We start from the raw sequence: 25,953 nt of genomic DNA, 5'->3' as shown, positions 1-25,953 counted from the left end.
GTTAGCCGGCAAGCTGACGCTGGAGCTGGCCCAGGCGGTTCAGTACAGAAGCGTCTACCACTTCATCACCGACCTGGATCCGGATGCCACCGATCAGTGCCGGGTCAACGTTCATGTTGATCTTGAGCTCGCGCCCGTACAGCGCATTCAGCGCTGCCTGCAACCGGCTGGTCTGCGTTTCCGTCAGCGGACGGGTGACGCTGACCGTTGCGATCCAGCGCTGCTGGCGCTTGGCTGCAAGCTCGGCGAAACGGCGTACAAGGTTTGTCACCTTGAGGCCGCGCGGCTGCGAAACTGCCTGTCCGATAAGGACTTTCGCTTCCTCGCTTGCGTGGGGAACGAGCTTCTCGGCGAGGGCAGTCTTGGCAGCCGGGCTCGCCTGCGGCTCGGACAGAGCACGCTGTACCTCGTGGCTGGAACCGACGGCCTGGTTGAAGGAGAACAGATCGTTCTCCAGCGTTTCCAGTCCGGTGATCCCTGAGGCAGAGACGGCCGACTTGTTCTCAGCAACGGCAATTACCACCGAAGCGGCAAGAGTCTCGAGTGCATCGCCGATATCCCGAGCCGACGCCCAGCGTGAACCGGCCAGTCCGCTCGCGATTTCCGCAGCATCAGTGGAGACTTTCCCACTGAAGAGCTGCTTGACCAGTGCCGACTTTTCGTCACCGCTGCGGGACGGGTCAGTCAGGGCACGGCGCAAACCAGCCGAGCTGTCCACCGTTCCCAGGATTCCGAAGAGTTCCTTTGCCAACTGCAGCGAAGCGAAGGGAAGCTTGGCTTCCAATGCCACCAGCGCCGCGGTCAGCGATTCGCTCGATACACCTGCCATTACTTAGCTGCACCTGCGTTCTGGTTCTCCAGATCTGCCAGGAAACGGTCAACCACGCGGGCTGCACGTGCATCATCGCTCAGTGACTCGCCGACGATGCGGCTTGCCAGCGTGGTAGCCAGCGTGCCGACTTCGGCGCGCAGCGACACAACGGCAGCCTGGCGCTCGGATTCGATCTGAGCGTGGGCGTGCGCGGTGATGCGGGCAGACTCTGCAGCTGCCTTTTCCTTCAGGTCCGCGAGGATCTGGGCGCCTTCGGCACGGGCTTCCTCGCGGATGCGGTTGGCTTCTGCACGGGCGTCGGTGAGCTGCTGCTTGTACTCTTCGAGTGCAGCAGAAGCCTCTGCCTGGGCCTTTTCAGCCTTGGCGATGCCACCTTCAATAGCCTCGGCACGCTCCGCGAACGTCTTCTCGAACATCGGGACAACGAACTTGACCACGATGTAAAAGAGGACAGCAAAGCCGGCCAGGACTACGCCCATTTCCCAAGGGTTGGGAACGAGCGGATTAGTGCCTTCGGTGGCGGCTGAGATGATCGTCTGATTCATATTTCACCCGTCCTTATCTACTCGGTTTCTGGATGTTCGCTAAGTTCTAACGCTTAGGAGAGAACGAAAGCGAACACCAGGCCGAGGATGGCGAGTGCTTCAGTCAGCGCAAGGCCGAGGAATGCGATCGGCTGCAGGACGCGCTGGGCTTCCGGCTGACGTGCCACACCATTGATGTAAGCCGCGAACACGAGACCCACACCGATACCACCGCCGATAGCGGAGAGGCCGTAGCCGATGAGGTTGAGGGAGCCGTTGATGGAGCCTTCCATTTTTCTTCCTTTCAAGATGCCACCCGTGTGGCAGGTTGTTTGGGTTGCTTCATCCCCGCGAAGGGGAAGTTTGTGGGTGCCTAGTGGCTGTCCGCGTGCAGTGCGCCTTCAATGTAGATGGCAGTCAGCAGCGTGAAAACGTAAGCCTGCAGCGCCATGATCAGCGCTTCCAGCATGTACATGGCGATGGCGCCGACGAGAACCAGTACCGAGGTGCCCTTCAGGAGGATGTTCTCCTGCATGACCAGGTACTCGATGCCGGATCCGGCGATCATCACAATCAGGTGTCCGGCCAGCATGGTGGCGAACAGACGGAGGCTGTGCGTGACAGGGCGGACCAGGAAGTTGGAAATGATCTCGATCGGAATAACGATCGGGAGGATGTACACCGGCACGCCCGAGGGAACAGTGGCCAGCTTGAAGTACTTGAGACCGTTCTTCTTGACGCCGATGCCGATCCAGGTCAGGTAGACGATGGCTGCCAGCACATAGGCGCCGCCGACGTGCGAGAAGCTCGGAAGCTGGATCAGCGGGATGGCGCCGTAGATGTTGTTCACCAGAATGAAGAAGAAGAGGCTGAACAACAGCGGGACGTACTTAATGAAGTCCTTGCCGCCAATGATGTCCTTGGCGATGCTGTTGCGGACGAAGCCGTAGGCGGCTTCACCTGCAAACTGCAGTTTGCCGGGAACAAGCTGCTGCTTCCGCGCAGCTAGCAGAAAGAATGTAGCGATAATGACGACCGACAGGATAACCAGCAGCATCTGCTTGGAGAATCCGTCTGCCGCACCCCACGGCAGGATTGCCGGCAGGTGCATTTCTTCAATTCCAGGAGGGTTGAACTCTCCTGAATCTTGGGCCGGGAGCGCAAGCGCGATCAACGCGTTTCCTCTCTGCAGTGTCCATCATTGGGCGTTGGTGAGGGTCCGGCGATCTTCATGTCCGCCCTTCCCCTTGTGAAATTGTTAGGCATTACTGTTCCTCGTCCTTGGACGGGCCGCTGGCTGCACTGTCTTCACCAGGTGACGTTCTGTTACTGGTGAGTCCGTGCATATGAGAAAGATAGAACCCTCCCGCAGCTCCAAGCAGAGCGCCTGCGAGCACAATCCAGCGGGTTCCCCACAGATAATCCAGACCCCACCCTATCAAACTCCAGACGATGATTCCGCCAATTATGTAGCTAAAGACGGCGATGCCGGCGTTGTATCCGCCGTCCCCGCCGTCGGAAGATACGCCTGCGGAACCTTGGGTGGTTTTGGGGATTTCCCGCATGTTTTTTCGCTTCGAATTACGGCTGTTCATCATTGCCGTCTTTCACGGGTTCGGGGTCGTTATAGATGCGGAGGCGGGCCTTGCTGAATCCGTAGATCTCTGCCGCCTGCCAGAACACGACGGCTGTGACGGCGCCGATGAGGAACCAGCGGGCGTGGAGCCATTCGGGTGCTCCGATAACGAAGAGCACCACGGCGAAACCCACGACTTTGACGAAGTAGGTGACAACAAAGACCCCGATGGCGCCCGAGGGATTGTTCCGTCCGACAAAATGGCCCACCAGGAGGCTGATTCCGAAGAACGCCATCACAAGGAGGCCGCCGAAAGTGCTTGAGAGCACTCCCCCGCCGCCGTTGAGGATCGCGGCCGGTATTCCGGCGAGCACCAGGCCGGCCAGGGCCGCACCTGCGCTCAGCTTCAAGAGTCCCAGCCAGAGTGATTTTGTGGGGCCGGAGACACCAACGGGTCCGTTACCGGATCTGTGTCCGGGATCGGCGTTGGAGGTCATCAGATCCCAATCGTCGTGTACTGCGGGCTGGCAAAGGAGGGTGCGGCGAAGAGCTGCACTGAAATTCTACATGAGATAGAAATTATTCGGAAAAGGGTGTCGAAAGCTCACTCCTGCCCCGCTGCTTCCGCTTCGGCCTCGTACTCCCCTTCCGACCGCGGCCCCGGCCCGGGCGCCTTGTCGCGAAGGTACGGCCATGCGGTGACCACGGCCATGACCGCGGCCGCCGCGACGTCCGCAGCCAGCACAAGCTGCCACGGGAAGATGGCGAAGGCCAGGCCCCCGAACGCCAGCACGCAGGTCCAGGCGTACATCAGGATGACGGATGCGCGATGGGAGTAGCCAATGTCCATCAGCTTGTGGTGCAGGTGTCCGCGGTCCGCGGACCAGGGCGAACGTCCCAGCGCAGTACGCCGCACCACCGCAAGGCTGAGGTCCAGCAACGGCAGGAACAGCACTGCGAACGGCAGGAGGATGGGAATGATCGTCGGTATACCGTTGGCCCGGTCGTAAAGGCCGGAGGTGATCTGGCCCGTTGAGACAATGCCGGCGGAGGCCATGAGGAGTCCGATCAGCATGGCGCCGGAGTCCCCCATGAAGATCTTCGAAGGGAACCAGTTGTGCGGCAGGAAGCCTGCGCAGCTGCCCACCACCACCGCAGTGAGCAGCGTCGCGAGATCCGAATAGTCGAGCAGCACGGCCGACCTGTGCACCCAGTAGGCAGTCAGGAAGAACGCCGCGCCGCCGATGATGGCCACGCCGGCGGCGAGCCCGTCCAGCCCGTCGATGAAGTTGAACGCGTTCATGGTGGTGACGATCAGCCCCGCGGTGAGGACGATGCGGACGATCTCATTCTCAAGCAGGATCGGCTCGGGTATCAACGGCAGGATGCTCATCCTCACGCCCCAGATGGCCACCACCATGGCAGCAGCGCTCTGGCCGATCAGTTTCACCCACCACCGGAGGTCCAGGAGGTCGTCGGCGAGACCCACGATGACGATCAGCGTGGCGCCGGCCAGCACGCCCCAGGGCGAGGCGTTGCCGCGGAAGATGTCCTTGACGAAGAAGGACTGGCTCGCCACGATCAGCGCCACCAGGAACCCCGCGTAAATGCCCAGGCCTCCCAGCCGGGAGACTTTATGGGAGTGGGTGTCACGGCTGCGGATCGGCGAGAAAAGCTCAAGCCTGTTGCCGATCAGCCGCGCACCCCAGGTGGCGGCGAAGGACACGCCTGCGGCCGTCAGCATCATCAGCAGGTACATGATCATGGGGAAGCCACCTTCCCCGCGCCGTTGACGGAACCAACCCTCGACAGTGTGTATCCCTGCAGCCCGGTCAGTGGCCGGCGGCAGGGATAGCTAGGGTTCGATTGCTGTGGAACTGACTTTCGATAAATGAAACTTCTCCGTCGCCGTGCGCGCGGCAGGCAGTGCTTGGTGCCTGACAGGGCTGTATTACAGTGGACTCTAGTCAAGATACTAATGCCAACGGCTGGCTGGCTTCGCGTCACACGGCCCATTGCCGGCGGGAAATCCACCGGCGGCCGTGTTGAAAGGAACCAGCGATGTCCCCCTCGGTTGCAGTTGCCGCCGTGACGTTTGACCGTCCCCGCGAGCTCGCCGTCCTGCTGAATGCCATCAACCGGCAGAGCTCTCCGGTCCATTCCATTTGCCTCGTGGACAGCGGCACCGTGCCTGCCAAAGAGGTGGCGGACCAGCACGCCAACGTGGACTACGTCCGGTCCGAAGCGAACCTTGGCGGCGCCGGTGGTTTTTCCCTCGCCGTCCTGAAGGCGGTTGCCAGCGGCGCTGACTGGATCTGGATGATGGACGACGACGCCGAACCCGGCGACCCGGAATGCCTCGCCACGCTGCTCCGGGAAGCCGAAGCCCGCGGCCTGGATGCTGTGGTCCCGCTCGTTGCCGCGCCGGGCCACCCGGACCGGCTGTCCTTTTTCTTCCGCCTCGACGGTAAAGTCACCCACGACCGGGCGGAAGTGGAGAAGCTTGGCTTCCTGCCCGACGACGGCCACTTCTTCAACGGAGCGCTGATCCGGTCGGACGTCTTCTTCAAGGTGGGCCTGCCCGACATGCGGCTTTTCATCCGCGGCGACGAGGTGGACTTCACCATCAGGCTCCGGAAGGCGGGCATCCGCTTTGGCACGGTAACCACCACCGCCATCACGCATCCGCACGCCTTTGCCGAAACGCAGCACGTATTTGGCGCCAGGTGGCACGTGATCGTTCCCGAGACGGCGTTCAAGCGCTACTACTACTACCGGAACCGCGGCTACCTGATCCGCCGCCACTTCCGCGTGAAGTCGCTCGTGGCGGACGTTGGCGGCTACCTCGGCTACTTCCTGCGCCGCGGCGACTTCCGCGGCCTGGCGGACTGGTTCCGGGCGTTTTCCACCGGCCTGCGCGGCAAGGGCTTCGGTCCCCTGAAGGACCAGAAGTTCTAGCCTGTTCTAGCTTGGAAAACGGCGGATCCTAGCCGTTCTGCCTGAGTCGTTTCCGGACCAGGAGGGCCAGCAGCACCCACGGTTCACCGAAAACACGATAGGCCACCCTGCGGGGATGCAGCATGAGCCGCCAGGCCCATTCCAGGCCCAGGCGTCCCAACCAGCGCGGAGCAAGCTTCTGGATTCCGGCGATCTGTTCGATCGCACCGCCCACCGCGCAGTACACGGCAGGGGGAAGTGCGTCCAGCCTCCGGCGGAGGACCATTTCCTGCAAAGGCATCCCGAGTCCGAGCAGCACCAGCTGCGGACGCAGCTCCTGCAGCCAGGCAACAGCGTCGTTTTCAAGGTCGCTGTTCCAGCCTTCGCCCGGCATGCCGGCCACTTTGGCATTCGGCACGATCCCGGCCAGGCGCGTCACAGCCCTGGCGTTGGCTTCCGCGCCGGCGCCGAGCACGGCAATTCGTTCAAGGCCTTCCACATTGCCGAGGGCAGGGATCCAGTCGGTGGAACCCAGGCGGTAGTCCATGACGGGCCCGTCGGCATCCCCCGACCGTCCCCACAGCCACAGCACGGGCGCGCCGTCGAGCAGCACCACATCGCTGTTTTCGTAGAGGGCCCGGAATTCCGGATCGGAGTGGAAGAGCGTCACGCTGTGCAGGTTGTGGCCCACCACCGTGCGGGTGCCGCCTTCTGCGACAAAACGGTCGAGCGTGGCCGTCATCCCCTGCACGGTCAGTGGCGTCGCGTCGACACCGAGGACGGGGATGTGCTGCCGGGTGAGAATCATTCGACGCCGGATCCCGTGACGGATTCGTCGGCGGCATTGCCGTCAATGTCCAGGAGTCCGGGAACAACCTCGCGCAGTTTCTCAAGGGCGAGGGCACCCTGGCGCACCACCCTGAGGGGCAGTGCAGTGGCGTCGATAATGGTTGAGGGGAGGGCCTCCGCGTCCGCGCCGCCCTCCGGACGCAGTCCCCCTTCGAGGTAGACCTCAACGGATTCGGCGAGCTGGGTCAGGGCCTCGGCGGCGGTCCGGGCTGCCGGCTGGCCGGTGCGGTTTGCTGACGACACTGCGAGGGGTCCGGTCAGCGTCAACAGGTCCTGAGCGACGTCGTCGGCCGGCATCCGCAACGCGACAGTGCCCTTGGTCTCCCCCAGGTCCCAGTCGAGCGACGGCTGCGCGTGGAAGATCATGGTGAGGCCGCCCGGCCAGAACGCCTCGGCGAGCTTGCGGGCCTCTGCAGGGACGTCCGTTGCCAGCCCGTCCAGGGCGTTGAGCCGCGGGATGAGGACCGGCGGCGGCATCTTCCGGCTGCGGCCCTTGGACGCCAGCAGCATGTTGACAGCCTGGGGCGAGAACGCGTCAGCACCGATTCCGTACACCGTGTCGGTAGGGAACACCACGCATTTGTGTTGGCGGATGGCCCGCTGGGCATTCTCCAGCCCTTCGGCCCGCTGGTCAGCTGCCGTGCAGTCGTAGGTTGTGGTCACTGGCCTATTCTTTCATCACTTCATGGGCTGATTGGTTTATCGGTCCGACGGTGCGGCAAGGACTGCACTCGTGGCGCGTTCCTTGCCGTTGAGGTCCAGGTGCGTCATCACGTCTGACCAGAGGCCCGAGGCCTTCAGCATGGCTGCGATCCATGTTGCCTGGACTTCGGCGTGTTCCATGACGAAGTAGCCGCCGGAAACCAGCAGCCGTGCGGCAGACGCCGCCGCCGCCGTCGGGAGTTCCATCCCGTCCGCTCCCCCGCCATACAGCGCTTCGGGCGGATCGTGCAAAGCCACTTCGGGTTCGTTGGGAATCGCCTCGGCGGGAATGTACGGCGGGTTTGAAACCACGACGTCGAACGTTCCGTTGTGTTCCGGCAGAGCGTCCCGAAGGTCCCCGCGGAGCAGGGTGACCCCGAGCGGCCGCAGGTTGCGTTCGGCCCAGGCATGGGCAAATTCGCTGAACTCCACGGCGTAGACGTCCGCGCCCGGCACTTCGAGGGCGATGGAGCCGGCAATGGCTCCGGAGCCCGTGCCCAGGTCCACCACCTTGGGACGGCGGGTGCCCTGGGCCGGTTTCTTGAGCCGGTCAATGACCAGCTGGACCACGGACTCGGTCTCCGGCCGTGGAATGAAGACCCCGGGCCCCACGGCCAGCTGCAGGTAGCGGAAGTGGGCCACACCGGTAATGTGCTGCAGCGGCACCCGCTGCGCGCGCTCGGCCACCAGCTCGGCATAGCCGTCGGGCTCCGGGGACGAATCCGCCAGGAGCATGGCCCGCAGCCTGCCCAGGCCGACGCCCAGGAGGTGGTCCGCCAGCAGCTCCGCATCCACGCGCGGGCTGGGAACCCCGGCGCCGTGAAGGATGGCGGTCGCCTCGCGGACGGCTTCCGCCAGGCTCAGCCCAGTTCCGAGTGTCATCGTGCGTGCCGCCGGAGACTATTCGCCGATGGCGTCCAGGCGGGCCTGTTCGTCCATCTCGATGGCCGACTGGATCACGGGTTCCAGGTCGCCGTTCATGACCTGGTCCAGGTTGTAGGCCTTGTACCCGGTGCGGTGGTCCGCGATGCGGTTTTCCGGGTAGTTGTAGGTCCGGATGCGCTCGGAACGGTCCATGGTGCGGATCTGGGACTTGCGCTGGGCCGAGTTCTCGGCGTCGATCTGTTCCTGCTGGTGCGCCAGGATGCGGGCGCGCAGCACGCGCATGCCGGCCTCACGGTTCTGCAGCTGGGACTTTTCGTTCTGCATGGCCACCACGATGCCGGTGGGAAGGTGGGTGATGCGCACCGCGGAGTCGGTGGTGTTAACCGACTGCCCGCCCGGCCCCGAGGACCGGTAGACGTCGATCTTGAGGTCGTTCTGGTTGATCTCAAGCTCTTCAGGCTCGTCCACTTCGGGAAGCACCAGGACGCCGGCGGCCGAGGTGTGGATGCGGCCCTGGGATTCCGTCACGGGGACCCGCTGCACACGGTGCACGCCGCCTTCGAACTTCAGCCGCGCGTAAACGCCTTCGGCGGGGTCGTTCGAGCTGCCCTTGACGGCCATCTGGACGTCCTTGTAGCCGCCCAGGTCCGATTCGGTGGCCGATATGAGCTCGGTTTTCCAGCCGCGTGATTCCGCGTAGCGGGTGTACATCCGCAGCAGGTCCGCAGCGAAGAGCGCAGCCTCGTCGCCGCCTTCGCCGCCCTTGACCTCGAGAATCACGTTGCGGGCATCGTCCGGATCGCGCGGGATGAGCAGGCGGCGCAGCTTGGCGGCCGCCGTCTCCAGCGAAGCCTCCAGCTCAGGCACCTCGGCGGCAAACTCAGGGTCCTCGTCCGCCATTTCCCTGGCCGCCGCGAGGTCGTCCCGAATACCCTCCCAGCGGTGGTAGGCCTCGACAATGCCGTTCAACTGAGCAGACCGCCGCCCAAGCTTCCGGGCTAGCCGCTGGTCAGCATAAACGGCAGGATCCCCCAGCTGCGCCTGGATGGCATCATGCTCATCAAGCAGGCCCTGTACGGACTCAAACATTTTCAAAACCTCTTTCGACTCTTACAAGTCTAGTTTCGTGGGACTTAACGACGAACCGCCCAAAGTATGCCGGCCACAGGGTCGGCATACTTTGAGCGGTAAGCACAGCTACTTGTCGTTATCCGACTTCGCACCAAGCGTCGTCTTCTGAACCTGCATGAGGAACTCGACGTTGCTCTGGGTCTCCCGGATCTTGTTGGTCAGCAGCTCAAGGCTCTGCTGCGTTTCGAGTCCGGAGAGGACACGGCGCAGCTTCCACATGATCTTGACTTCCTCGGGGGAAAGCAGGTTCTCTTCGCGGCGGGTACCGGACGCGTTGACGTCCACTGCCGGGAAGATGCGCTTGTCAGCCAGCTGGCGGGACAGGCGCAGTTCCATGTTGCCGGTGCCCTTGAACTCTTCGAAGATGACCTCGTCCATCTTGGAACCGGTCTCGACGAGCGCGGTGGCCAGGATGGTGAGCGAGCCGCCGTTTTCGATGTTGCGGGCTGCACCGAAGAAGCGCTTCGGCGGGTACAGCGCTGCCGAGTCGACGCCACCGGACAGGATACGGCCGGAAGCCGGTGCCGCCAGGTTGTAGGCGCGGCCCAGGCGGGTCATGGAGTCGAGGAGCACCACAACGTCCATGCCCATTTCCACGAGTCGCTTGGCGCGTTCGATGGAGAGCTCGGCCACGGTGGTGTGGTCGTCGGCGGGGCGGTCGAAGGTGGAGGCAATGACCTCGCCCTTCACGGTGCGCTGCATGTCCGTGACTTCTTCGGGACGTTCGTCAACGAGCACCATCATGAGGTGGACCTCAGGATTGTTGGTGGTGATCGCGTTGGCGATGGACTGCAGGATGAGCGTCTTGCCGGCCTTCGGCGGCGAGACGATCAGGCCGCGCTGGCCCTTGCCGATCGGGGCAACCAGGTCGATGACGCGGGGGCCGATCTTCTTGGGGTCCGTCTCGAGGCGCAGGCGCTCCGAGGGGTACAGCGGGACCAGCTTCGCGAATTCGACGCGGTCCTTGAGTTCCTCGGGAGTCTTGCCGTTGACGGAGGTGACCCGGACCAGGGCGTTGAACTTCTGGCGGGCGGACTGCTGGCTGCGGTCTTCGCCTTCACGCGGTGCGCGGATGGCGCCGACAACGGCGTCGCCCTTGCGCAGGTTGTACTTCTTGACCTGTGCGAGGGACACGTAGACGTCGTTCGGACCCGGCAGGTAGCCGGAGGTGCGGATGAACGCGTAGTTCTCCAGCACGTCCAGGATGCCGGCGACGGGCAGCAGGACATCGTCCTCGGTGACCTCGACGTCGTCGACGTCCGGTCCCTGGGCGCGTCCACGACGGCGATCGTTACGGTCGCGGAAGCGGTCGTTGCGGGAGTTATCCCGGTTGTCGCGGCTGTTGTCCTGGCCGCCCGTCCGGTCGTTGCGGTCACGGCGGTTGCGGCGGTTGCGGCGGCTTCCGCCGTCGGCATCGTCGCTCTCGCGGGTGTCGTCCCGGCGGGTCGTTTCCCGCGTAACGGCGGTTTCACCGCCGTCGCGGCCGCCACGGGTGCGGGTTGCCTGGCGTTCGTTGCGCTGACCGGCTTCGGCCGCTTCGCCGCCCTGGTCTGCGCCGCGCTGTTCGCGCTGCTCACCGCCACGCTGTTCCGTGCGCTGCTCGGAAACGCGCTGCTCGGAAACACGCTGTTCGGAGACGCGCTGCTCGGCAGGCGCCTGGGCCGGCGCTTCAGCCTCGGCGGCGGGGGCCGTCGCCTGGGCGGCTGCTTCACCGCGGCGCCGGTTCCGGGTGCGGGGCTGGCGGCGCTCTGCAGCTTCCGGTGCAGCACCTTCGGACACAGCGGCCTGGGCGGCTTCCGGAGCCGCGGGCGCTTCGCTGGGAGCGGCTTCCGGTGCCGGTGCCTCGGTGGCGGGAGCGGTGACAACGCCGTCGCTGCCGGCACGGCGGCTGCGGCCACGGCGGGCACGGGTGCCTTCCGCTGCGGGAGCCTCTGCAGCTTCAGCTACAGGGGCGGCCGCTGCCGGCGCAGTAGCCCGTGCCGAGATGTTTTCGCCGGTCTTGTCAGCGCCCTTGGCCGGAGCCTTGGTGGCTGAAGTGCCTGCACGGTGGGCGGAAATGGCGGTCACCAGATCGCCCTTGCGCATGCGGGATCCGCCGGAGATACCGAGCTGGCTGGCAAGAGCCTGCAGCTGGGCGAGCTTAAGGCCGGCAAGGCCGCTGCTCTTGGCGGGTGCTGCCGACAAGTCGGTAGCAGAAGATATGTCCACAGCTGGAGACAGCTCAGTGGTTTCGGTCACGAAGGATCCTTCCCCCTCGACGGCGTCCAGACTGGGAGCTGGACGCGATGATTTGATCTGGGCTGCAGTTCAGATCTGCAGCCGGATTTCGGCCTTGCCGGATGGAATTCGGCCAGCAGGGCCGGATACTGATACGCCTCGAACATTCCAAGAAGAGAACGGAATGGCGGACTGACGGTTCAGGGGTGCAGAGCGATTCTGCAGATTCCTGCGACAGACCAAAGCAGGCGGCACCGGAGACTGTTGCGCAGTTGAAGTTCAGAGCAGCAAACGATTAGACAGGCGCCATGGCCAACATCGGATTCGTCGTGACTGCGGGTTTCTTTAAACTGCCTGCGGGATTACCGCCGGTGCACTCCCACTTTAGCACCTTCAACGTCCACCGCCAGCTTCATCACACGCCAGCCGACATCCGGCGTGTTGGCCCGCGTGTAGGCCTCGATGAAGCCCACCACTGCGGCGGCCTCTTCTTCCCCGTTGGCGAGGACCAGGACAGTCGGTCCGGCGCCGGAAACAACGGCAGCGTGTCCTGCATAACGCAGCGCACGGATCAGGTCCGCGCTGGGGCGCATGGCTTCCGCGCGGTAGCTCTGGTGGAGGTAGTCCTCCGTGCCGGCCAGCAGGAATTCCGGCTTGCCGGTGAGGGCATGGATGAGCAGCGCGGCCCGGCCCGAGTTCATGGCGGCAGCATGGTGGCCCACCGATGCCGGCAGCAGTGCGCGTGCCGCTTCGGTGGACAGCTCATAGTCAGGTACGGCAACGACCGGGATCACCGAATCCGACACTGTGGCGCAGGTGCTGCTGTACTGGTCACTGTCCTGCCATGACAGCGCCAGGCCGCCGAATATGGCCGGTGCCACGTTGTCAGGATGGCCTTCCATCTCGCTGGTGAGCTGCAGGATCCAGTCCTTGCCGCGGCGGGACGGCTCCGGCACCAGCGCATTCGCGGCCGTGACCGCGGCCACCACGGCCGAGGCCGAAGAGCCCAGGCCGCGGCCGTGGGGGTTGACGTTGTCCGCCGTGATCTTCAGGCCCTGGTGCCGGAAGCCCAGCCGGTGCAGGGCCTCGGTGATGGCCTTGACCACCAGGTGGCTCGCATCGCGCGGAAGCGTCTCCGCACCCTCGCCGCTCAGTTCGAACTCGAGCTCGCCGCTGCCCAGGGTTTCAACGGTCAGCGTGTCGTGCAGCGAGAGTGCGAGCCCCAGGCTGTCATAGCCGGGGCCGAGGTTGGCGCTGGTGGCGGGCACGCGGACGGTTACCAACTGCCCGGCCGGAACTGCCGGAGCCCCGGCAGCTGACTCGGCCGGCACGGTGAGGGTGGTTTCCAAGGCTATTTTTCTTCCAGGCCAAGTTCGGCGGCCACGGTGACCACGTCGTTGGACACCTTGACGGGCTGGACGTCGCTGCCGTCTTCGGTGCGCAGCGCCCACTGCGGGTCCTTCAGGCCATGGCCGGTCACGGTGATCACGATGGTCTTGCCGGTGGGAACCTGCCCCGCGGCATGCTTCTTGATCAGGCCGGCGACGCCTGCGGCGGAACCGGGTTCCACGAAGACGCCTTCCTTGGCGGAAAGCCAGCGGTGCGCGGCGAGGATCTCATCGTCCGTCACGGCGTCGATGAATCCGCCGGACTCGTCACGGGCTGCGATGGCACCGTCCCAGGAGGCGGGGTTTCCGATCCGGATTGCCGTGGCGATGGTGTCCGGCTCCGTGATGGGGTGGCCTGCGACGAACGGTGCAGCGCCGGCGGCCTGGAATCCCCACATCTGCGGGGTCCTGGTGGACACGGCGGGCAGCGTGCCGGCGGTTTCGGACTCGAACGGGGCGGAGTACTCCTTGTACCCCTTCCAGTACGCGGTGATGTTACCGGCATTGCCTACCGGGAGGACGTGGATGTCCGGGGCGTCGCCGAGCGCATCCACCACTTCGAAGGCACCGGTCTTCTGCCCCTGGATCCGGGCCGGGTTGACGGAGTTCACCAGGAAAACGGGGTAGGACTCCCCCAGTTTCCGGGCGATGTCCAGGCAGTTGTCGAAGTTCCCGTCCACCTGCAGGAGGGTGGCGCCGTGGGCGATCGCCTGGCTCAGCTTGCCCATGGAGATCTTGCCCTCCGGCACCAGGACGGCGCACTGGAGGCCGGCTGCCGTGGCGTAGGCCGCTGCGGACGCTGACGTGTTGCCGGTGGAGGCGCACACCACTGCCTTGGCGCCCGAGGCCACGGCGGCCGTCATGGCCATGGTCATGCCACGGTCCTTGAAGGAGCCGGTGGGGTTCATGCCTTCGACCTTCAGGTACACAGTGGACCCGGTCAGCGCGGAGAGCTTCTGCGCGTGGACAAGCGGCGTGCCGCCCTCACCGAGGGTGATGACCTTGGTGCTTTCCGTTACGGGCAAACGATCAGCGTATTCGCGGATGACACCGCGCCATTGGTGAGCCACTTAGACTCCTTCTACCCGCAGTACGGATGTAACGGAATTGATGACGTCCAGGCCCTTCACGGCCTGGACGGTCGCTGCCAGTGCAGCTTCGGTTGCGCGGTGGGTGACGATCCGCAGTTCGGCAGATTCCACGTTGGAATCGGCGTCACGGTGGATGGTCTGGCGCATGATCTCGATGGACACGCCGTGCTCCGCGAAGAGCTGGGCGATCTTGGCCAGAACGCCGGGCTGGTCGGCAACGTCCAGGCCGATGTAATAGCTGGTGTTGACGGCGTCGATGGGCAGGGCCGGCACCTGGCCGTTGGTGGTCTCGATCTGCGCCGGGCCGCCCAGGACAATCCGTCGGGCCGCGGAGACGAGGTCGCCCAGCACGGCCGACGCGGTGGGGGTGCCGCCGGCGCCCTGGCCGTAGAACATGAGTTCGCCGGCGTTTTCCGCTTCCACGAAGACGGCGTTGAAGGCACCGTGAACGGCGGCCAGCGGGTGCTCCCGCGGCAGCAGCGTGGGGTGCACGCGGACGGAAACGCCTTCGCTGCCGTCGGCCGCAACAAGCTTCTCGGCGATGGCCAGGAGCTTGATGACGAACCCGGCATCCTTGGCAGCGGCGATGTCCGCGGCGCTCACTTCGGTGATGCCTTCGCAGTGGACGTTCTCGAGGTCGAACCGTGTGTGGAACGACAGCGAGGCCAGGATGGTCGCCTTGGCGGCGGCGTCGAGGCCGCCGACGTCGGCGGTGGGGTCCGCTTCGGCGTAGCCGAGGCGCTGCGCCTCGGCGAGGGCGTCGGCGAACTGCGCACCGGTGGTGTCCATCTGGTCAAGGATGAAGTTGGTGGTGCCGTTCACGATGCCCAGGACACGGGTGATGCGGTCGCCGGAGAGGCTGTCGCGGATGGGACGCAGGATCGGGATGGCGCCGGCCACGGCGGCTTCATAGGACAGCTGGACGCCGGCCTTGTCTGCCGCTTCGTACAGCGTGGGGCCGTCCTGGGCCAGCAGGGCCTTGTTGCCGGTGACCACGCTGGCGCCGTTCTGGATGGCGCTGAGGATCAGGGAACGGGCCGGCTCGATGCCGCCCATCAGTTCAATGACGAGGTCGGCGTCCTTGACCAGGGTTTCAGCATCCGTGGTGAACAGGTCCCGCGGCAGCTCGACGTCTCGCGGCGCATCGATGGTGCGAACGGCGATGCCGGTCAGCTCCAGTCGGGCTCCGGTGCGGGCGGCCAGTGATTCGGCGTCATCAATCAGAATCCGCGCCACCTGAGCCCCAACGTTGCCACAGCCCAGCAGGGCTACTTTCAGGGTTCGCAATTCAGTCATTCAGACTCCCATGTCGCGGTTCAGCAGATCTTGTTCGGTTTCCCCGCGGACAATCAGCCGGGCAGATCCGTCGCGCACAGCGACAACGCCCGGCCGGGCCAGATAGTTGTAGTTGCTGGAGAGGGCCCAGCAGTAGGCGCCGGTCCCCGGTACAGCGAGCAGATCACCGGCTGCCACGTCCTCGGGCAGATATACATCTCTAACAACTATGTCGCCGCTCTCGCAATGTTTGCCCACTACGCGGGACAGCTGCGGCGCGGCCCCGGAGGTACGCGACGCCACAATCGCCGAATAATCCGCGTCGTAGAGCACCGGGCGGGCGTTGTCGCTCATGCCGCCGTCCACCGACACATAGCGGCGCGTGTACGTAACGTTTTCCCCGGCATTCCCGGCATTTTCGGCTGCCGGAGCGTCCACGCGGACGGTCTTGAGGGTTCCCACCTCGTACAGGGTGAACGTGGAGCTGCCTACGATGGCGCGTCCCGGTTCAATCGAGATCCGGGGCGAGTCGATGCCCAGTTCGGCGCACGTGGAACGCACGACAGCGGCCATCGCCTGGGCGATCTCTGCCGCCGGGCGCGGTGTGTCCACCGGCGTGTAGGCGATGCCGTATCCGCCGCCGAGGTCCAGTTCGGGCAGGACGATGGAGTATTTCTCCTGCATCGACGCGAGGAACTTGAGCAGTTTCACTGCGGCCAGCGCGAAGCCGTCCGGTTCGAAGATCTGCGAGCCGATGTGGCAGTGCAGGCCAAGGAGTTCAATGCTGTGGTAGCTCGTGGCGGCGGCCACGGCTTCCTCGGCCGCGGACAGGCCCGCCTGGTCCGTGGTGTCCTCCGCCATGGACAGGCCGAACTTCTGGTCTTCATGGGCGGTGGCAATGAACTCGTGCGTGTGGGCGTGCACTCCGGGCGTGAGCCGCAGCATCACCCTGGCGGTTTCGCCGCGTTCGGACGCGATCTTGGCGACGCGCTCCAGCTCGGCGAGGCTGTCCACCACAATCCGGCCCAGCTTCATGTCCAGCGCACGGTGGATCTCAGCGTCGGACTTGTTGTTGCCGTGCAGGGCGACGTCGGCGCCCGGGATGCCTGCGCGGTCCGCGACGGCGAGTTCCCCGCCGGAGGCGGTGTCCAGGCGCAGCCCTTCTTCCTCAACCCAGCGGACGACGGCGGTGCACAGGAATGACTTGCCTGCGTAGTAGACATCCACTCCCCCGCAGATGTCGGCGAAGGCGTCGTTGAAAGCGTCACTGAAAGCCCGGGCACGTGCCCTGAAGTCGTTCTCGCTCATCACGAACAGCGGCGTGCCGAACTGGCGCTGGAGCTCACTGACCGGGATGCCGTCAATGGCGAGTTCACCGGCGTCGTTCCGGGCAACGCCGGCCGCCCAGAGGGGCTCGTGGAGCCTGTTGAGGTCTGCGGGGACGGCAAGCCACTCCGGGGCGAGCGGGGATGCGTAATCTGAGGATTTCCCGTGCTGTGCTGACATGGGGGTCACATCCGTTCCGGCGCCGAAACGCCAAGCAGTTCCAGTCCGTTGGCCAGCACCTGGCTGGTGGCGTCGTTGAGCCACAGCCGGGTGCGGTTGACGTCGGTGATGGCCTCGTCGCCCTGCGGCGCCATGCGGCAGGCGTCATACCAGCGGTGGTAGGCGCCGGCGATGAGCTCCAGGTGGCGGGCCACGCGGTGCGGTTCGCGCAGTTCGGCGGCCTTGGCCACGATGGACGGGTAGCTGCCCAGGTAGGACAGCAGTTCGTTCTCCGTGGGGTGGTCCAGCAAGGACGCGTCGAACACGTCCTTCCCGTCAACGGTGCGGTCGACGCCGGCCGCCACGGCGTTGCGGGCGGCGCCGCGGGAGCGGGCATGCGCGTACTGGACGTAGAACACCGGGTTCTCGTTGCTGTGCTTCTTCAGGAGATCGGGGTCCAGGGTGAGCGGGGAGTCTGCGGGGAAACGCGCCAGCGAATAACGGACGGCGTCCTTGCCCAGCCAGGAAATCAGGTCCTTGAGCTCGATGATGTTGCCCGCGCGCTTGGACAGCTTGGCGCCGTTCACCGACACGAGCTGGCCGATCAGCACCTCGATGTTGGCCTCAGGGTCGTCGCCGGCCGCTGCGGCGATGGCCTTGAGCCGGTGGATGTAGCCGTGGTGGTCCGCTCCCAGCAGGTAGATCTTCTGGTCGAAGCCGCGGTCCTTCTTGGAAAGGTAGTAGGCGGCGTCGGCGGCGAAGTAGGTCGGTTCGCCGTTCGCGCGGATCATCACGCGGTCCTTGTCGTCCCCGAAGTCCGTGGTGCGCAGCCAGACGGCGCCGCCGTCGTCGAACACGTGGCCCTGCTCGCGAAGGCGGGCAACGGCACTTTCGATGGCGCCGGCGTCGTGCAGTTCCTGCTCGGAAAAGTACACGTCGAAGGCGACGCCGAAGTCGGCGAGGGTGTCCTTGATGTCCTTCATCTGCGCTTTGTACGCCGCGCTGCGGATGACCGGCAGCGCCGCGACGTCGGTCAGTTCCCGGATGTCCGGGTGGTCTGCCAGGACATGGTGGCCAAGGTCGGAAATGTACTGGCCGGGGTAGCCGCCCTCCGGCACACCGCGGCCATGCAGCCGGGACAGCACGGAATGGGCGAAGACGTTCATCTGCGACCCGGCGTCGTTGATGTAGTACTCGGCGGTGACTGTCGCGCCGGAGGCCCGGAGGACGCGGGCGATCGAGTCGCCCAGCGCGGCCCAGCGGGTGTGGCCGATGTGCAGCGGCCCGGTGGGGTTGGCGGAGACGAATTCCATGTTGACCACGTGGCCGGCGAGCGCCGAGTTGGTGCCGTACGCCGGGCCCGCTTCGACGATGGCCTTGGCCAGGGTGCCCGCAGCTGCGGCGTCCACCGTGATGTTCAGGAAGCCCGGACCGGCGATGTCCACGGCCGAAACGCCGTCAATGCCCTTGAGCCGCGTGCTGAGGATGGTGGCGAATTCCCGGGGATTAACACCGGCCTGCTTGGACAGCTGGAGGGCAATGTTGGTGGCCCAGTCACCGTGGTCCCGGTTCTTGGGCCGCTCCACGCGCACCTCGTCCGGCACGGCTGATGCGGAAAGAGTAATTTCGCCGGCGGCGACGGCGTCTTTCAGGCAGGCGGATATGGCGAGGGAGAGTTCTTCGGGAGTCACGCATCTAGCCTACCGGTGGCCCGCAAAACCCGCGGAATCCTCGGCGGTGCCATGACGCCGTCTAGAAGGCGCACAGGAGTAAGAAGGCTCACAGAATTGAATCGGGTTCGTCACAGGCTGAACCATTACGCTGATTCCAACGTTGTCCATCCTGTAACTGCCTGACTGGATCCTGTCCCTGCGGTGCCGGTACCAGCCCGGCACGCATCTGCCCGCAACCATACGAAACGAGCCCCCGCATGAGCTTCCCGGTACGTAAGAGCGTCTTCGTCGGCATCGCCGGCATGTCCCTGATCGGAACCGTGGCCGGTTGCGCGCCGTCCGCCCAGGCACCCGCCGCCCAATCCGCTCCCTCGTCCAGCGCCCCGGCAGCCGGCACCTCGTCGTCGGCCGCGTCCGGCTACAAGGACGGCACCTACAGCGCCGACGGAAACTACGTCTCCCCCAACGGCACCGAAACTGTGGGCGTTGAGCTGACGCTGTCCGGCGGCACCGTGTCCGGCGTGAACATCACCCAGCATCCTTCCAACCCCAACACCCGCAAGTTCCAGGGCGAGTTCGCCGGCGGTATCGCGGCGCAGATCGTGGGCAAGAACCTGGATGAGCTGAATGTTTCGAAAGTAGCCGGTTCATCCCTCACCAGCGGCGGCTTCAACCAGGCCGTCGAGAAGATCAAATCCGAGGCCCAGTAGGCCGCCCCCGTACCAACAGCGCAGCAGCCGCCCCATACCGCGTCAAGAGGAGATAACGTGCCGCACCCGGGCTGGGCAGCGTTCAGTTTCGACGGAATCGGAACCAGCTGGGAGATTTCAACGCCGGTCACCCTGGACGGCAGCCAGCGCCGCCGGCTGCTCGACGTGGTGGAGAAGTACGACGCCGCGTGGTCCCGTTTCAGGGCGGACTCGACCGTCGCGCGGGCGGCCAGGGAGCCCGGCCGCTTCCGGATGCCGGACGGTGCAGGCGCACTGGGCCGCCTGTACCGCAGCCTCTACCGCCTGACTGAAGGCGCCATGACGCCGCTGATCGGCGGCAGCCTGGAGCAGCTCGGATACGGCCCGGACTATTCGCTCCGGCCCCGCGGGACACCCGTTCCCGCCCCGCGGTGGGACGACGTCCTGGACTGGGACGATGCCGTGCTGACCACCACGGCTCCCGTGGTGCTGGACGTCGGCGCTGCCGGCAAGGGGCAGTTGGCCGACCTGCTCGCAGCGGAGCTCCGGTCCCAGGGCGCCGGCGAACACTTCATCGATGCCAGCGGCGACCTCCTCAATTCCGGACCGGTTCCGGTGACCGTGGCACTGGAGCATCCGTACGATCCAGGCCGGGCCATCGGCACCATCAGCCTGGGCGCGGGCGCCTTGTGCGCCTCGGCAGCGAACCGCCGGGCGTGGGGCGACGGGCTGCACCACGTGCTGGACGGCACCACCGGGTCGCCGGTCAGAACCGTGGTGGCCACCTGGGCGCTGGCCGAGGACGCCATGACGGCCGATGCCCTGGCCACAGCTTTGTTCTTCGTATCCGGGAAGGCGCTTCAGCAGGATTTTGGATTTTCCTGGCTTACGGTTTTCTCGGACGGAAGTGCCGCCTACTCAGCAGGTTTCGAAGGAGTGCTGTTCGAATGAGTTCGATGATCCAGCGGGTGGACACGTCCCTGAACCGCTTCACCATGTACCGCCTGGTGTTGTGGGTTCTTGCGGTCCTGGCCGCGTATAGCCTGCTGCTTAATGTCCTGGGCTGGCTCACGTTCGGCATCCCGGAGATGCTCACCCATCTGGCGCTCTGCCTGGGACTCACCTACGCCTCCAACCGCGGGCTCGCCGCCCTGTTCCATGTCCGGCCGCATTCGGAATCCTCGCTGATCACCGGCCTGCTGCTGTACTTCCTGTTCTGGCCCAGTTTCAAAATGCTGGATATTGCCGGCGTCGCGATCGCCTGCGTCCTGGCATCGGCCTCGAAATACGCCCTGGCCTGGCGCGGCAGGCACATCTTCAACCCGGCCGCCGCCGGGGCATTTGCGGCCGGGCTGACCGGCCTGAACATCGCCACGTGGTGGGCGGCCACCCCCGCCATGCTTTTCCTCATCGTCCCGGGCATCCTGCTGGTCCTTTACCGCACCCGGAAGATGCTCATGGGCGCCGTGTTCACTGCGGTTTCCGTATCCATCGTGGCCAGTGAGCTGCTCCGGGCCGGCATGTCCGCCGGCCAGGCCCTGTGGCAGCCCCTGGCGCAGCGCCCCGTGCTGTTCTTCGTGGGCTTTATGCTGACCGAACCGTTGACCCTGCCGCCCCGGCGCTGGCAGCAGCTGGCGCTCGCCGCCGTCGTCGGCGTGGTCTTTGCCGTCCCCTACAACCTGGGCTTCGTGGCCAACTCTCCGGAGCTGGCCCTGCTGGCGGGGAACCTGATTGCCTTCCTGGCCGGCCAGCGCGGCGGCATCCGCCTCAACTTCCAGGAATCGCGGCCCCTCACGCCGACGACCACGGAATTCAGCTTCCGGCCCGAACGCGCGGTCAGGTTCGCGCCGGGACAATACATGGAACTGCACCTGCCGCATGCCAACTCCGACGGCAAGGGCTGGCGCCGGGTCTTCAGCCTGACCAGCGCCCCGGATGCCCGGGACGTGACCATCGGCGTGGGCACAGCCGAACCGGTGTCCGCCGCCAAGCGCGCCCTGCTCGCACTGCAGCCCGGGGACTCGGTGACTGCCACGGCGGTGGGCGGCGACTTCGTCCTGCCCCGCGGCCAGACCGGGCCGGTCCTGCTGGTGGCGGCCGGCATCGGCATCACGCCCTACCTGGCCCAGCTCGCCGCAGGCGCGGCTAAGAACCGTGACGTCGTCCTGCTGTACCTGGCCAAGTCGACGGCGGAACTCGCTTACGCTGACACCCTGGAGCAGTCCGGTGCACGGGTTATCGCCAGGCTCTCCGACGGCTCCGCACCGCCGCCGTTCATGGAGGACGCCGGCAAGGTTTCCCGCCCGCCGGCGCGGCTCGACGCCGCGGCGCTCAAGAAACTTGTTCCGGACATTGCCTCGCGCGACGTGTTCGTTTCCGGCTCGCCCGCCAGCGTGCGGTCACTGCGCTCCGCCGCCCGCAGCGCCGGTGCGCGGCGCATCCGTACGGACTCGTTCGCGGGCTACTGAGCGCCGATATGGACCCGATTTTCCTTTGGGGGCCACCTTCCTGCTAAGCTCTAGGACGTCCCGCCGGCAACGGCAGGAACCCTGACTGCCCTCGTAGCTCAGGGGATAGAGCGTCTGCCTCCGGAGCAGAAGGTCGTAGGTTCGAATCCTATCGAGGGCACAGACAAACCCCGCCAGCCCAGCTGGCGGGGTTTCCTGCTTAAAGCGTGTCCCGCCGCAATGTCGGCACCCCCTCGTAGGCTGTTTCCATCGCCGACGAGTAAAGGGGACATTTTATGTACTGCTCCATCATTCCGCCCTACATGCTGCGGCGCCTGGCGGCTCAGGACGAACCCCGCCTGAACAAGGTGGCCCGGGCGGCGAAGGAAGCACTGCTCCATGTCAGGACCATCCAGGCAACCCGGGCGCTTCCGCTGCCGGCGGTTCCGTCCGGAGTCCGGCAGCTCCAGCCCGGGCCGCCGAACCGCACGGTCTATGACGCCAAGACCTCCGAATCCCTGCCCGGGCAGCTGGTGCGCAAGGAGGGGGAACCCGCTACGGGAGACGCGTCGGCGGACGAGGCTTACGACGGCCTGGGCCACACCCACCGGCTCTACACCGAGGCCTTCGGACGGAATTCGATTGACGCCCGGGGACTGCCGCTTGATGCCACCGTCCACTTCGGCAAGCTCTACGACAATGCCTTCTGGGACGGACACCAGATGGTGTTCGGCGACGGCGACGGCGAAATATTCCATCGCTTCACCCGTTCCCTGAGCGTCATCGGCCACGAACTGGCGCACGGCGTCACGCAGCACTCCGCCGGTCTCGTCTACCGGAACCAGGCCGGTGCCATCAACGAGTCGCTCTCGGATGTGTTCGGCGCACTCGTGGAGCAGTATGTCGCGCAGCAGACGGCTGCGGAGGCCAGCTGGCTGATCGGCGAAGGCCTGTTCACGGACCAGGTGCAAGGCGCGGCCCTGCGGTCGCTGAAGGCTCCCGGCACCGCCTACGACGACGACGTGCTGGGCAAGGACCCCCAGCCGGACTCGATGGACTCCTATGTCCGTACTAGCGCGGACAACGGCGGGGTGCACATCAACTCCGGCATCCCCAACCGGGCGTTCTACCTCGTGGCCTCGGCTCTTGGCGGCAACGCCTGGGAGACCCCGGGCCGCATTTGGTATGACACGCTCACCGGCGGTTCCCTCCCGGCCAACGCCACGTTCACCAGGTTCGCCAAGGCCACCGCCGCGTCAGCGGCGGAACTGTTCGGTGCTGGTTCACCGGAACATGACGCCGTCCGGAAGGCGTGGGAAACTGTGAAGGTAAAGCTGTAACTGGAACGCCGCCGGAGGGGTCAGCCGGCGGCCAGGCAGTAACGGAAGCACAGGAACCAGGCCATGAAGATCACTGTCCAGCGCAGCGGCGGGATTGCTGCGCTCAAGCGGGTATGGAGCGTCCAGGCCACCACCCCCTCGGACAAGAGCCGCTGGGGGCCGCTCGTTGAGGCGTGCCCCTGGGATGCCGTTCCGCGCTCCGCTGAAGCCGGCGGCCAGCCGGACAGGTTCATGTACTCCATCAAGGCCGGCCAGCACCGCGCCACCCTTCCGGAGCAATCCCTCACCGGCCCGTGGCGGGTCCTCGTCGACAATACCCGGGAAGCGGCCGAAGCCGCCCGGAACGGCACCCCGGACGCAGGGCGCTAAAGGGCAGGTTCGAGGTGGCCGCGGAACGCCCGCCGGTAGGATTGCGGGCTCGTGGCCAGCACTTTGCCGAAGTGGTGGCGGAGCAGCACTGAGTGTCCGAAGCCCGACTCACGGGCGATCTCGTCAATGTTGAGTTCGGTGGATTCCAGGAGTTCCTGCGCCCGCAGCACGCGCTGGGAGTTGAGCCAGGCTGCAGGGGTGGCACCCGTTTCGGACCGGAAGCGGCGCGCGAACGTCCGCGGCGACATGTGCACCCGCGCGGCAAGTTCGTTGACGGTGTGGTCCTGCTCCAGGTTCCGGACCATCCACTGCAGCAGTTCCTCCATGGGCTGTGAGCCGCAGGCAGGGATCGGACGGTCGATGAACTGGGCCTGCCCGCCGTCGCGATGGGGCGGGACCACCATGTCCCGGGCGATGCTGGCCGCCACGCCGGCACCAAGTTCCACCCTCACCAGGTGAAGGCAGGCATCGATGCCGGCCGCGGTGCCGGCGCTGGTAATGATGCGGCCGTCCTGGACGTACAGGACGTTCTCGTCCACCAGTGCCGCCGGGTAGCGGCTGGCCAGTTCCGGGGAATAGTGCCAGTGCGTGGTGCACCGCCGGCCGTCGAGCAGGCCGGCACGCGCCAGGGCGAAGGCGCCGGAACAGATGGACAACACCCAGGCGCCGCGGGCATGGGCCGCGCGGAGTGCATCCAGCACTTCTTCCGGGACATCCTGGTCGTGGCCGTAGGGAGCCATGATCACCAGATCGGCATCGGCGGCCGCTTCCAGCCCCAGCTCGACGTGCATGGACAGCCCGGACTTGAGCCGGACATCGCCCGGTTCCGGCGTGCAGACGCGGAAATCGAACGCCGGCACACCGGTCCCCCGGGCCGACCTGTCGATGCCGAACACTTCGAATGCGGTCCCGAACTCGAAGATGGAGAAGTTGGGAACAACGATCACTGCCACTGATTTGAGCATGCTTCCATTGTGGCAGAAATTATAGCTTTTTGGGCATTTCTGCCACTGTTTTGTTGCCGGCAACCGGAGAAACATAGAGGCATGGAAACCATCGGAGTTGCACTCATCGTCCTGTTGCTCGTCATCCTGTCGGCGACCATCGCCGCACTCCTCAAGGACGGACGGGGCCACACGCCTCCCGAACGTTCAGAGCGCGACTGGTCTGCACTGGACCTTCCGAGCATCAGCTACACCCTGCGGAACTACTGAGCAACCACGAAGGGACCCGGCCCAGGAATGAGCCGGGTCCCTCTTAGCGTTGATGCCTCCCTTAGCCGAGGGCTATGTCGGAGGGATGCACCGCCAACGGCGTGATATCCATCGTCATGTACGGGAAGAGCGGCAGCCCCCAAAGAATTTCATGCAGCCGCTCGTTACCGGAAACGTCGAAAATGCTGATGTTGGCGTATTCACCCACGCAGCGCCAGATGCTCCGCCATTCGCCCTTGCGCTGCAGGTCCTGCGAATACTCTTTTTCGGCGGCGAGCAGTTCCGCCTTGGCCGGCCCGTGCATGTCCTGCGGAATGCTGACGTCCATACGCACTGCGAAAAGCACTGGAACTTCCCTTCCTGTTCACGGGCCCGTATTGGCGGACCCGTTGTGTTTGTCGGCCCGGCTGCCGCCTGGCAGCCGGGCTTCCTGCCGGTCAGGCGCGCTCGGCGTCCAACACGAAATCGTAGGTAACTTCATTGCCGGCGCCGCCGTCGCGTGCTGCCGGGCTCAGGACCAGTTCCGACTTGACCGCCGAGGCGATGTCGTCGGACAGGTGCTGGTCCCCCTCGAAGTAAAGTTGCGCAGTGAGCAGCTGGTAGCCGGGGGCGGACACCTTCAGGTGAAGGTGCGCCGGGCGCCAGGCGTGCCAGCCGGCGGCGGCGATGAGCTTGCCGCAGGCGCCGTCGGTGGGGATCTGGTACGGGGCGGGCTGGACGGTGTTCAGCGCAAAGTTGCCGCGGGCATCGGCCACCACGGTGCCTCGCAGGTTCCACTCGGGCAGGCCGGGAGCGTACTGGGAGTAGAAGCCGTTGTCGTCCGCGTGCCAGATTTCTACATGGGCTCCGGGCAGGGGCGTGCCGTCGACGGCACGGACCTGGCCCTGGAACAGCAGCGGGGTGCCGCCCTCGTCCTCGCGCATCGGCAGCGTTGCCGGAGTGGCCAGCTGCGGTGAGCCGGGAACGTAGTAGGGCCCCTCGATGGTTCCCTTGTTGCCCTCACGGTCCTCCGTGGATACCTCTTCAACCACATGCTCCACCCAGACGTCCAGGAACAGCGGCCATTCGCCGTCCTCGCCAACGCTGATCAGCCAGGACTTCAGGGCGTTGAACTCGTCATAGGTGACCTTGTGTTTGCGGATGGTCTCGTAAACGGCGCCCAGGACCTCGTTGGCCAGCAGGGACACCCGTTCCTGGGGAACGTCGAGTGCCGCCGTCTTGCCGCTGTCGCGGAAACGCTCGGTGGCAAGGCTGCCGGATTCGGCAGCCTTGGCATCAAATTCGCTGAGTTCGGTTGTCATCATTGACTCACTTTCTTCATCCGGCGCC

Annotated in this window: 27 protein-coding genes and 1 tRNA gene; 8 read left to right on the top strand and 20 right to left on the bottom strand. The window is 65.5% G+C overall.

The window, feature by feature from the left end:
- Position 1 precedes the first annotated feature (1 nt).
- From AC6JAC_RS08805 to AC6JAC_RS08775, 7 genes are all read right to left on the bottom strand, one after another.
- A complete protein-coding gene (locus AC6JAC_RS08805) occupies positions 2–829 on the bottom strand; it encodes a F0F1 ATP synthase subunit delta (protein WP_028270093.1) in 828 nt (275 codons plus the stop codon).
- Positions 829–1,377 (bottom strand): F0F1 ATP synthase subunit B, encoded by a 549-nt coding sequence (locus tag AC6JAC_RS08800; RefSeq protein ID WP_011692450.1) that lies wholly within the window; start codon positions 1,375–1,377, stop codon positions 829–831. The genes AC6JAC_RS08805 and AC6JAC_RS08800 overlap by 1 nt, the downstream gene beginning before the upstream one ends.
- A 53-nt stretch (positions 1,378–1,430) precedes the next feature.
- Complete coding sequence (gene atpE, locus AC6JAC_RS08795; RefSeq protein ID WP_011692451.1) at positions 1,431–1,649, bottom strand: ATP synthase F0 subunit C; 219 nt, start codon at positions 1,647–1,649, stop codon at positions 1,431–1,433.
- Positions 1,650–1,729: 80 nt separating this feature from the next.
- A complete protein-coding gene (gene atpB, locus AC6JAC_RS08790) occupies positions 1,730–2,530 on the bottom strand; it encodes a F0F1 ATP synthase subunit A (RefSeq protein WP_028270094.1) in 801 nt (266 codons plus the stop codon).
- A gap of 91 nt (positions 2,531–2,621) precedes the next feature.
- Entirely contained in the window at positions 2,622–2,921 is a 300-nt protein-coding gene (locus AC6JAC_RS08785; RefSeq protein WP_081818837.1) for a hypothetical protein, read from the bottom strand.
- A 16-nt stretch (positions 2,922–2,937) separates the two neighbouring features.
- Positions 2,938–3,429 (bottom strand): Cg1360 family ATP-synthase-associated protein, encoded by a 492-nt coding sequence (locus tag AC6JAC_RS08780; RefSeq protein ID WP_028270095.1) that lies wholly within the window; start codon positions 3,427–3,429, stop codon positions 2,938–2,940.
- A gap of 107 nt (positions 3,430–3,536) precedes the next feature.
- Entirely contained in the window at positions 3,537–4,697 is a 1,161-nt protein-coding gene (locus AC6JAC_RS08775; protein WP_028270096.1) for an MraY family glycosyltransferase, read from the bottom strand.
- Between the two features lie 296 nt (positions 4,698–4,993).
- On the opposite strand from AC6JAC_RS08775, the gene AC6JAC_RS08770 reads away from it, so the two are divergent.
- Positions 4,994–5,890 carry a glycosyltransferase gene (locus AC6JAC_RS08770; RefSeq protein ID WP_028270097.1) on the top strand — a complete coding sequence of 299 codons (897 nt, stop codon included), beginning with the start codon at positions 4,994–4,996 and terminating at the stop codon, positions 5,888–5,890.
- A 28-nt stretch (positions 5,891–5,918) separates the two neighbouring features.
- Here AC6JAC_RS08770 and AC6JAC_RS08765 read toward each other — a convergent pair whose 3' ends face one another.
- The 10 genes from AC6JAC_RS08765 to argS form a co-directional block, all read right to left on the bottom strand.
- Positions 5,919–6,677, bottom strand: coding sequence for a WecB/TagA/CpsF family glycosyltransferase (locus AC6JAC_RS08765; protein WP_028270098.1), 759 nt, complete (start codon positions 6,675–6,677; stop codon positions 5,919–5,921).
- The gene (locus tag AC6JAC_RS08760) at positions 6,674–7,381 is read right to left on the bottom strand and encodes an L-threonylcarbamoyladenylate synthase (protein ID WP_028270099.1); all 708 of its coding nucleotides are present in this window, start codon (positions 7,379–7,381) and stop codon (positions 6,674–6,676) included. The genes AC6JAC_RS08765 and AC6JAC_RS08760 overlap by 4 nt, the downstream gene beginning before the upstream one ends.
- Positions 7,382–7,417: 36 nt before the next feature.
- Complete coding sequence (gene prmC, locus AC6JAC_RS08755) at positions 7,418–8,302, bottom strand: peptide chain release factor N(5)-glutamine methyltransferase (RefSeq protein WP_497964322.1); 885 nt, start codon at positions 8,300–8,302, stop codon at positions 7,418–7,420.
- Positions 8,303–8,320: 18 nt separating this feature from the next.
- Entirely contained in the window at positions 8,321–9,394 is a 1,074-nt protein-coding gene (gene prfA, locus AC6JAC_RS08750) for a peptide chain release factor 1 (RefSeq protein WP_028270101.1), read from the bottom strand.
- A 108-nt stretch (positions 9,395–9,502) separates the two neighbouring features.
- On the bottom strand, positions 9,503–11,674 hold the full coding sequence (gene rho, locus AC6JAC_RS08745) for a transcription termination factor Rho (RefSeq protein ID WP_347895591.1): 2,172 nt from the start codon (positions 11,672–11,674) through the stop codon (positions 9,503–9,505).
- A 341-nt stretch (positions 11,675–12,015) separates the two neighbouring features.
- Complete coding sequence (thrB, locus tag AC6JAC_RS08740) at positions 12,016–13,002, bottom strand: homoserine kinase (RefSeq protein WP_497964320.1); 987 nt, start codon at positions 13,000–13,002, stop codon at positions 12,016–12,018.
- Between the two features lie 2 nt (positions 13,003–13,004).
- Positions 13,005–14,111, bottom strand: a complete 1,107-nt coding sequence (thrC, locus tag AC6JAC_RS08735; RefSeq protein ID WP_497964318.1) for a threonine synthase — start codon at positions 14,109–14,111, stop codon at positions 13,005–13,007.
- Positions 14,112–15,428 carry a homoserine dehydrogenase gene (locus AC6JAC_RS08730; RefSeq protein ID WP_497964316.1) on the bottom strand — a complete coding sequence of 439 codons (1,317 nt, stop codon included), beginning with the start codon at positions 15,426–15,428 and terminating at the stop codon, positions 14,112–14,114.
- Positions 15,429–16,913, bottom strand: coding sequence for a diaminopimelate decarboxylase (lysA, locus tag AC6JAC_RS08725; protein WP_497964314.1), 1,485 nt, complete (start codon positions 16,911–16,913; stop codon positions 15,429–15,431).
- A gap of 5 nt (positions 16,914–16,918) precedes the next feature.
- A complete protein-coding gene (gene argS / locus AC6JAC_RS08720; RefSeq protein WP_497964312.1) occupies positions 16,919–18,583 on the bottom strand; it encodes an arginine--tRNA ligase in 1,665 nt (554 codons plus the stop codon).
- Between the two features lie 239 nt (positions 18,584–18,822).
- On the opposite strand from argS, the gene AC6JAC_RS08715 reads away from it, so the two are divergent.
- From AC6JAC_RS08715 to AC6JAC_RS08690, 6 genes are all read left to right on the top strand, one after another.
- The gene (locus AC6JAC_RS08715) at positions 18,823–19,275 is read left to right on the top strand and encodes an FMN-binding protein (RefSeq protein ID WP_497964310.1); all 453 of its coding nucleotides are present in this window, start codon (positions 18,823–18,825) and stop codon (positions 19,273–19,275) included.
- Positions 19,276–19,332: 57 nt separating this feature from the next.
- Positions 19,333–20,205 (top strand): FAD:protein FMN transferase, encoded by an 873-nt coding sequence (locus tag AC6JAC_RS08710; protein WP_497964308.1) that lies wholly within the window; start codon positions 19,333–19,335, stop codon positions 20,203–20,205.
- Positions 20,206–20,210: 5 nt separating this feature from the next.
- Positions 20,211–21,722 carry an FAD-dependent oxidoreductase gene (locus tag AC6JAC_RS08705; RefSeq protein ID WP_497966793.1) on the top strand — a complete coding sequence of 504 codons (1,512 nt, stop codon included), beginning with the start codon at positions 20,211–20,213 and terminating at the stop codon, positions 21,720–21,722.
- An 87-nt stretch (positions 21,723–21,809) separates the two neighbouring features.
- A tRNA-Arg gene (locus AC6JAC_RS08700) sits at positions 21,810–21,882 on the top strand.
- Positions 21,883–21,997: 115 nt separating this feature from the next.
- Positions 21,998–23,041 carry a M4 family metallopeptidase gene (locus AC6JAC_RS08695; protein WP_497964306.1) on the top strand — a complete coding sequence of 348 codons (1,044 nt, stop codon included), beginning with the start codon at positions 21,998–22,000 and terminating at the stop codon, positions 23,039–23,041.
- 63 nt (positions 23,042–23,104) lie between these two features.
- Positions 23,105–23,410: a protealysin inhibitor emfourin gene (locus AC6JAC_RS08690; RefSeq protein WP_497964304.1), complete on the top strand. Its 306-nt coding sequence runs from the start codon at positions 23,105–23,107 to the stop codon at positions 23,408–23,410.
- Here the strand turns inward: AC6JAC_RS08690 and AC6JAC_RS08685 are convergent.
- Positions 23,407–24,375 (bottom strand): GlxA family transcriptional regulator, encoded by a 969-nt coding sequence (locus AC6JAC_RS08685; RefSeq protein ID WP_028270113.1) that lies wholly within the window; start codon positions 24,373–24,375, stop codon positions 23,407–23,409. The two genes, AC6JAC_RS08690 and AC6JAC_RS08685, sit on opposite strands and share 4 nt — an antisense overlap.
- A gap of 81 nt (positions 24,376–24,456) precedes the next feature.
- On the opposite strand from AC6JAC_RS08685, the gene AC6JAC_RS08680 reads away from it, so the two are divergent.
- Positions 24,457–24,624 carry a hypothetical protein gene (locus AC6JAC_RS08680; RefSeq protein ID WP_197024910.1) on the top strand — a complete coding sequence of 56 codons (168 nt, stop codon included), beginning with the start codon at positions 24,457–24,459 and terminating at the stop codon, positions 24,622–24,624.
- A 61-nt stretch (positions 24,625–24,685) separates the two neighbouring features.
- Here AC6JAC_RS08680 and catC read toward each other — a convergent pair whose 3' ends face one another.
- Together catC and catA are read right to left on the bottom strand one after the other, a co-directional pair.
- On the bottom strand, positions 24,686–24,970 hold the full coding sequence (gene catC / locus AC6JAC_RS08675) for a muconolactone Delta-isomerase (protein WP_347895606.1): 285 nt from the start codon (positions 24,968–24,970) through the stop codon (positions 24,686–24,688).
- A gap of 91 nt (positions 24,971–25,061) precedes the next feature.
- A complete protein-coding gene (gene catA, locus AC6JAC_RS08670) occupies positions 25,062–25,925 on the bottom strand; it encodes a catechol 1,2-dioxygenase (protein WP_497966791.1) in 864 nt (287 codons plus the stop codon).
- Between the last annotated feature and the right edge of the window lie 28 nt (positions 25,926–25,953).

It is taken from the genome of Arthrobacter sp. KUASC02 (genome assembly GCF_059739395.1).
Note: the sequence above shows the minus strand (reverse complement) of the source record. Positions and strands in the feature narration are given on the sequence as shown.

What these genes read in the sequence shown, in the direction of transcription:
- AC6JAC_RS08805 (WP_028270093.1), bottom strand. Translation starts at nt 829, where the DNA reads ATGGCAGGTGTATCGAGCGAATCGCTGACCGCGGCGCTGGTGGCATTG.
- AC6JAC_RS08800 (WP_011692450.1), bottom strand. Translation starts at nt 1,377, where the DNA reads ATGAATCAGACGATCATCTCAGCCGCCACCGAAGGCACTAATCCGCTC.
- atpE (WP_011692451.1), bottom strand. Translation starts at nt 1,649, where the DNA reads ATGGAAGGCTCCATCAACGGCTCCCTCAACCTCATCGGCTACGGCCTC.
- AC6JAC_RS08785 (WP_081818837.1), bottom strand. Translation starts at nt 2,921, where the DNA reads ATGCGGGAAATCCCCAAAACCACCCAAGGTTCCGCAGGCGTATCTTCC.
- AC6JAC_RS08780 (WP_028270095.1), bottom strand. Translation starts at nt 3,429, where the DNA reads ATGACCTCCAACGCCGATCCCGGACACAGATCCGGTAACGGACCCGTT.
- AC6JAC_RS08775 (WP_028270096.1), bottom strand. Translation starts at nt 4,697, where the DNA reads ATGATCATGTACCTGCTGATGATGCTGACGGCCGCAGGCGTGTCCTTC.
- AC6JAC_RS08770 (WP_028270097.1), top strand. Translation starts at nt 4,994, where the DNA reads ATGTCCCCCTCGGTTGCAGTTGCCGCCGTGACGTTTGACCGTCCCCGC.
- AC6JAC_RS08765 (WP_028270098.1), bottom strand. Translation starts at nt 6,677, where the DNA reads ATGATTCTCACCCGGCAGCACATCCCCGTCCTCGGTGTCGACGCGACG.
- prmC (WP_497964322.1), bottom strand. Translation starts at nt 8,302, where the DNA reads ATGACACTCGGAACTGGGCTGAGCCTGGCGGAAGCCGTCCGCGAGGCG.
- prfA (WP_028270101.1), bottom strand. Translation starts at nt 9,394, where the DNA reads ATGTTTGAGTCCGTACAGGGCCTGCTTGATGAGCATGATGCCATCCAG.
- AC6JAC_RS08730 (WP_497964316.1), bottom strand. Translation starts at nt 15,428, where the DNA reads ATGACTGAATTGCGAACCCTGAAAGTAGCCCTGCTGGGCTGTGGCAAC.
- lysA (WP_497964314.1), bottom strand. Translation starts at nt 16,913, where the DNA reads ATGTCAGCACAGCACGGGAAATCCTCAGATTACGCATCCCCGCTCGCC.
- AC6JAC_RS08715 (WP_497964310.1), top strand. Translation starts at nt 18,823, where the DNA reads ATGAGCTTCCCGGTACGTAAGAGCGTCTTCGTCGGCATCGCCGGCATG.
- AC6JAC_RS08705 (WP_497966793.1), top strand. Translation starts at nt 20,211, where the DNA reads ATGATCCAGCGGGTGGACACGTCCCTGAACCGCTTCACCATGTACCGC.
- AC6JAC_RS08695 (WP_497964306.1), top strand. Translation starts at nt 21,998, where the DNA reads ATGTACTGCTCCATCATTCCGCCCTACATGCTGCGGCGCCTGGCGGCT.
- AC6JAC_RS08690 (WP_497964304.1), top strand. Translation starts at nt 23,105, where the DNA reads ATGAAGATCACTGTCCAGCGCAGCGGCGGGATTGCTGCGCTCAAGCGG.
- AC6JAC_RS08685 (WP_028270113.1), bottom strand. Translation starts at nt 24,375, where the DNA reads ATGCTCAAATCAGTGGCAGTGATCGTTGTTCCCAACTTCTCCATCTTC.
- AC6JAC_RS08680 (WP_197024910.1), top strand. Translation starts at nt 24,457, where the DNA reads ATGGAAACCATCGGAGTTGCACTCATCGTCCTGTTGCTCGTCATCCTG.
- catA (WP_497966791.1), bottom strand. Translation starts at nt 25,925, where the DNA reads ATGACAACCGAACTCAGCGAATTTGATGCCAAGGCTGCCGAATCCGGC.